This is a genomic window from Elioraea sp., assembly GCF_051860475.1.
Classification (GTDB): domain Bacteria; phylum Pseudomonadota; class Alphaproteobacteria; order Acetobacterales; family Acetobacteraceae; genus Elioraea.
In genome coordinates, this window is sequence record NZ_JBHYDW010000229.1 from 1 (window position 1) to 4,089 (window position 4,089).

General features: G+C 70.0%; 7 protein-coding genes. 2 read left to right on the plus strand and 5 right to left on the minus strand.

Translation table 11 applies throughout. The features are described 5' to 3' along the window. The 3 genes from ACTIFU_RS22720 to ACTIFU_RS22730 all read right to left on the minus strand — a co-directional run. Positions 1–388: ATP-binding cassette domain-containing protein (locus ACTIFU_RS22720; protein WP_439580602.1), on the minus strand; the 388-nt coding region annotated here is incomplete at its 3' end. Between the two features lie 13 nt (positions 389–401). Next, positions 402–1,433, minus strand: a complete 1,032-nt coding sequence (locus ACTIFU_RS22725) for an ABC transporter substrate-binding protein (RefSeq protein ID WP_439580603.1) — start codon at positions 1,431–1,433, stop codon at positions 402–404. 160 nt (positions 1,434–1,593) lie between these two features. Next, on the minus strand, positions 1,594–1,851 hold the full coding sequence (locus tag ACTIFU_RS22730) for a hypothetical protein (RefSeq protein ID WP_439580604.1): 258 nt from the start codon (positions 1,849–1,851) through the stop codon (positions 1,594–1,596). A 116-nt stretch (positions 1,852–1,967) separates the two neighbouring features. On the opposite strand from ACTIFU_RS22730, the gene ACTIFU_RS22735 reads away from it, so the two are divergent. Both ACTIFU_RS22735 and ACTIFU_RS22740 read left to right on the plus strand, forming a co-directional pair. Further along, complete coding sequence (locus ACTIFU_RS22735; RefSeq protein ID WP_439580605.1) at positions 1,968–2,171, plus strand: hypothetical protein; 204 nt, start codon at positions 1,968–1,970, stop codon at positions 2,169–2,171. A 143-nt stretch (positions 2,172–2,314) separates the two neighbouring features. Beyond that, complete coding sequence (locus ACTIFU_RS22740; RefSeq protein WP_439580606.1) at positions 2,315–2,509, plus strand: hypothetical protein; 195 nt, start codon at positions 2,315–2,317, stop codon at positions 2,507–2,509. An 825-nt stretch (positions 2,510–3,334) separates the two neighbouring features. On the opposite strand, the gene ACTIFU_RS22745 is transcribed toward ACTIFU_RS22740, so the two are convergent. Beyond that, positions 3,335–3,646 carry an HU family DNA-binding protein gene (locus ACTIFU_RS22745; protein WP_439580607.1) on the minus strand — a complete coding sequence of 104 codons (312 nt, stop codon included), beginning with the start codon at positions 3,644–3,646 and terminating at the stop codon, positions 3,335–3,337. A gap of 54 nt (positions 3,647–3,700) precedes the next feature. Beyond that, positions 3,701–4,089 (minus strand): DUF6456 domain-containing protein (locus tag ACTIFU_RS22750; protein ID WP_439580608.1); only part of this gene is annotated, 389 nt, incomplete at its 5' end.

Here is a 4,089-nt window from a genome sequence, read left to right on the forward strand (position 1 = left end):
CCCGCTTGCGCTGCCCGCCCGAGAGCTGGCGCGGAAAGCGCGCGCCGAACCCCGCAAGCCCGAGCCGGTCCAGCCACGCCTCCGCCTCGGCGAGCGCGCGCTCCTTCGCCATGCCGTGGATGCGCAGGCCCAGCGCAACGTTCTGCCGCGCCGTGCGCCAGGGCAGCAGCGCGTCGTCCTGGAACAGGAAGCCGACCTCACTCCGCGGCACGCCGAGATCGATCACCCCGGCCTCGGCCCGCTGCAAGCCGGTGACCGCGCGCAGCACCGAGGTCTTGCCGGAGCCCGAGGGCCCGACCAGCGCGGCGAACTCGCCGTCGGCGAGGCTGAGGTCGAGATCGGCCAGCACCGGCTCCGGGCCGCCATAGCCCAGCGTCAGTCGTCGCACATGAAGCAAGGTCTCAGCCCTCCAGCACCGCGCGGTCGAGCAGCACCGAGAGATCGACCGCGCGCGTCAGCACGCCGGCCTCGCGCTGGGCGTTCTCGACGCGGGCGGCGGCCTCTGGAACGATCCGCACGTCGTCCGGATAGAGCGACTCGCGGTAGCGCTCGAGGATCACGCCGAGCCGCCCCCAATCGCCGCCGGCGATCAGCTCGCGCGGCAATGCGGCGACGACCTCCTCGATCGGGATCGTGCGCGTGTCGCGCAGGCCAGCGGCGAGGGCACGCGACAGCCGGCGCATCTCGTCGAGCCGGCGGTCGCGCTCGGGCGCGCGCACAGCGACCCCCATGAACTCGAAGGCGCCCCCCAGCACGCGCGTCGCATCGGCGATGTCCATGGCATTGAAGATCACGCGCCCGCCTGCCTCCTGCACCAGTGTCAGCGCCGGCTCCTGCACCATCGCGGCATCCACTTGGCCGCGCCGCAGCGCCTCGTAGAGATTGGTGCCGAGGGCAGCGAACCGCGCGCGCGACGGATCGAGCCCGGCGCGCTTCATCAGATAGAGGGCGAGCACGTGGTCGGCATTCCCAAGACCGGAGATGCCGATCGTTCGCCCGTCGAGGGCGGCGATGTCGCGGATCGTCTCCGCCCGGCCCGGCGCGCTCGCGAGCGCGAACAGCGGCAGCCGCCCGGTGGACGCGAAGCGGCGGATCGGCGCGCCGTTGGCGAAGGCCTGCAGCGCGACGTCGAACGAGGTGCCGGCGTAGTCGACCGCGCCGCCGACTAATGCCTGCATCGCCTGGTTGCCGCCGCGCGTGTAGACGAGCTCGACCTCCAGCCCCTCGGCGCGAAAATGGCCGCGCGCGCGCGTCACCTCGTAGGGCACGACGCAGAGGAGCTGGCCGCAGAAGGCGAGGCGGAGCTGCGTCAGCCCCTGCGCCTGCGCGCGGCCCGCGAGCGTGACTGCGCCGGCGATACCCGCGAGCGCGGTGCGGCGATCGAGGTGGCGGAGCGGCTGCTCGGGCGGGGCAAGCGTGGTGCAGCAGGACATGGCGGGCGCTCTCCGATCACGGGATATAGCAAGGGATATAGGATGATTTTTCTTTCGCCGACAACGAAGACCGGGATCGCAGAAAAGAGTTCTTCGATACTCGCAGTCTGAGCGAAAAATTCCTGCCCAGAGCTCTGACGGGGGAATGTCCCGCCGGCCGTTACCACCCGGCTAGAACCGCCAGCCCGTCCCAAACCGTCAGCGCGCCGATCGCCACCACCAAGGCCTCCAGCACGACCACGTGCTTCCAGGGTGGAATGCGCACCACGGTCCAGGTGGCGGCGCGGCTGTCGGGCAGGCCATGTCCAACACGCGGGGTCCGCAGTGTGTCGCCGGTGGAGACGCCCCTGACCCGCCGCGCATGGGCCACGATTGCAGGGTCGCGTGCTAGTACCGACCGGGCCGCGACCACAGCCACGTAGGCCGTCAGTCCGGCATCGAGCGGCGGCGGTAAGAGCAGCAGGTCATGCGAGGGGCGGAGCAGCGCGACGGCGAGTGCGGCGGCAACAGCGGAGACGGATGAGGTAGCGGACGATGAGCCAGTTCGTCCTGCGCATGGGCACCAGCGGGCCGGCGTTCCAGAACTGCCCGACCGCGGAGATCGGCCGCATCCTGCGCCGCCTCGCCGACGACCTCGACCAACACCGCTTCGCCGGCGCCTGGCTGCGCCCGCTGCACGACAGCGACGGCACCCGCGTCGGTCAGGCGGAGTTCGTGTTCAACCCAACCGAGGCCTGATCGTCCGCACCCACGCCGCCGCCCGCGCACCACGGGCGGCGGTGCTGCGTTCGGCGAGAACGCACTGTTATGATCGCGCACTCAACTTGGCTGTGCGCCGCACCAGCGCGAATGGTCGTCCCGTCACGACGATGGAGATGGCCATGACGGACTTCACCCTGACGCCCGCGGAGGACGGCATCCTGGCGGCGGCGATGGACGAGGCGCTCAGGCTCCGCCTGAGCGACGACCGCACGATCGAGCACGTCGCGACCGCCATTCTCGGCGAGATCACCACCGACCGTGCCACCGCTTGGCGTCTCGCATCGCGCGAGTTGGATCGCCGCTTCCCGCGCTGACAGCCCCGTCGGGCCGCACAATGAAATCCCCGGGCGCCCTGACCGCATGACGCCAGCGGCAAGCGTGTCGGCAGCGCCGACCTGACGGACAAGCCGGCCAGATAGCGTGCCTCTCAACGCAACAAGGCCGCCGCCCACTCGGGCGGCGGCGGTCTCGTTGAGTCTCACATCGTAGCCGGCTCTCGGGGTCAGCGTGTCGCCTCGCACGGCTGGCGCCGGATCATCTCTCTGCGTGACAGCGCGGGGCGACAGAAGACGATGGCGAGATAGCTGACCTGTGTCAGCCGCCCTGGCAACACTGGCTGGCAACTTTGTCGCCGGACCGATCCCCCGGCACCCGTGCCTGGCAACCTGGGCTCGGTTGGTTGCCAGAGCCGGCCCGCAGGAAACTCAAGAAATCTGCGGACTTTCGCGGGACCGCGGAGCGGGATCTGGCAACTGGCAACCTTGTTTTCGGTCTGGCGCTAGGCCGGTCCAGCGCGCCCGCCCCCGGCATAAGGAACGGCGCCAGAAGGAACCATGTTTTCTGCGGCTTACCGAGCCGTCCGTTGCGCTATCGTCTCTCGCCGTTCGTTCCATGCTCCGAAGTGTCCAAGGTTTCTGCGGCTTTCCGCGAGTGGCTCGTTTCCGCTCCAACACGCGGGACTACGCTCACCCGAGTTCCGCACCCGATCCGCGCGCCCGCAGGCGCATCTTCACCGAGTATCGAAAGGGTACGCGATGTGAGTTTCACTCGACAACACGACATTCTTTCGCACGAGCGCGTTCCTCTACGCCCGCGAAGGATGATCAGGCGTCGCCACGCTGACGACGCCCGACGTCGACTCAGCCCTTCGCCGCCTTGCGCTTCGCCTTCTTCGCGCCGGCGAGTGCCGCGGCCTTCAACGCCGGGCTCGCCTTGAACCGAACCGTCGCGCCCGCCTTCACCTGCACCTTCTCGCCCGTGCGCGGATTGCGCCGCGTCCCCTTCGGCGTCTCGCGCACCACGAACGCACCGAAGCCGGGAATGGTGAACCGGCCGCTCGTGACGATCTCGTCGGTGATCGCCGTGATGATGGCATCGGCGAGGTGCCCGGCCGTGGCCTTTGGCATCTCGGTCGTCTCGACGATCACGTCGGTGAGGAACTGCTTCGACATACGCTCGATTCTCCGTTTCGGGGGCGCGCGTCATAGCCGAGCGCATCGGCGTTGTCAGCAGGCGCGACGCTCGATGCGTCGCATCAGACCGTAATGCGCTGCGAGCACGGCGAGTGCGGCGACCAGCATGCCCTGCGCCTGCGAGGTCGGGACGGACCTGCCGCCCCATCCCTGGCGCATCGCCCACTCGCGCACCGAGGTCTCGCAGCCGACCACGTGCCACACGCAGGAGCCGGCCGGACTGCCGGCGCCGCCCAGGGCCGCCAGCGCGCGGGCGACGCGCTGGCGCGCCGCTGCCTGGTGCTCGGTGACGCTGTCGCCGGTGCTGCCGGGCAGGCGGATCAGCGAGCGCGCCCGCAGCGGATCGAGCGAGGCAAGCCGGAACTGCGTGCGGAAGATCGAGCCGGCCTCGTGCATCTCCGGCGTGATGGTCGCGTTGCCCA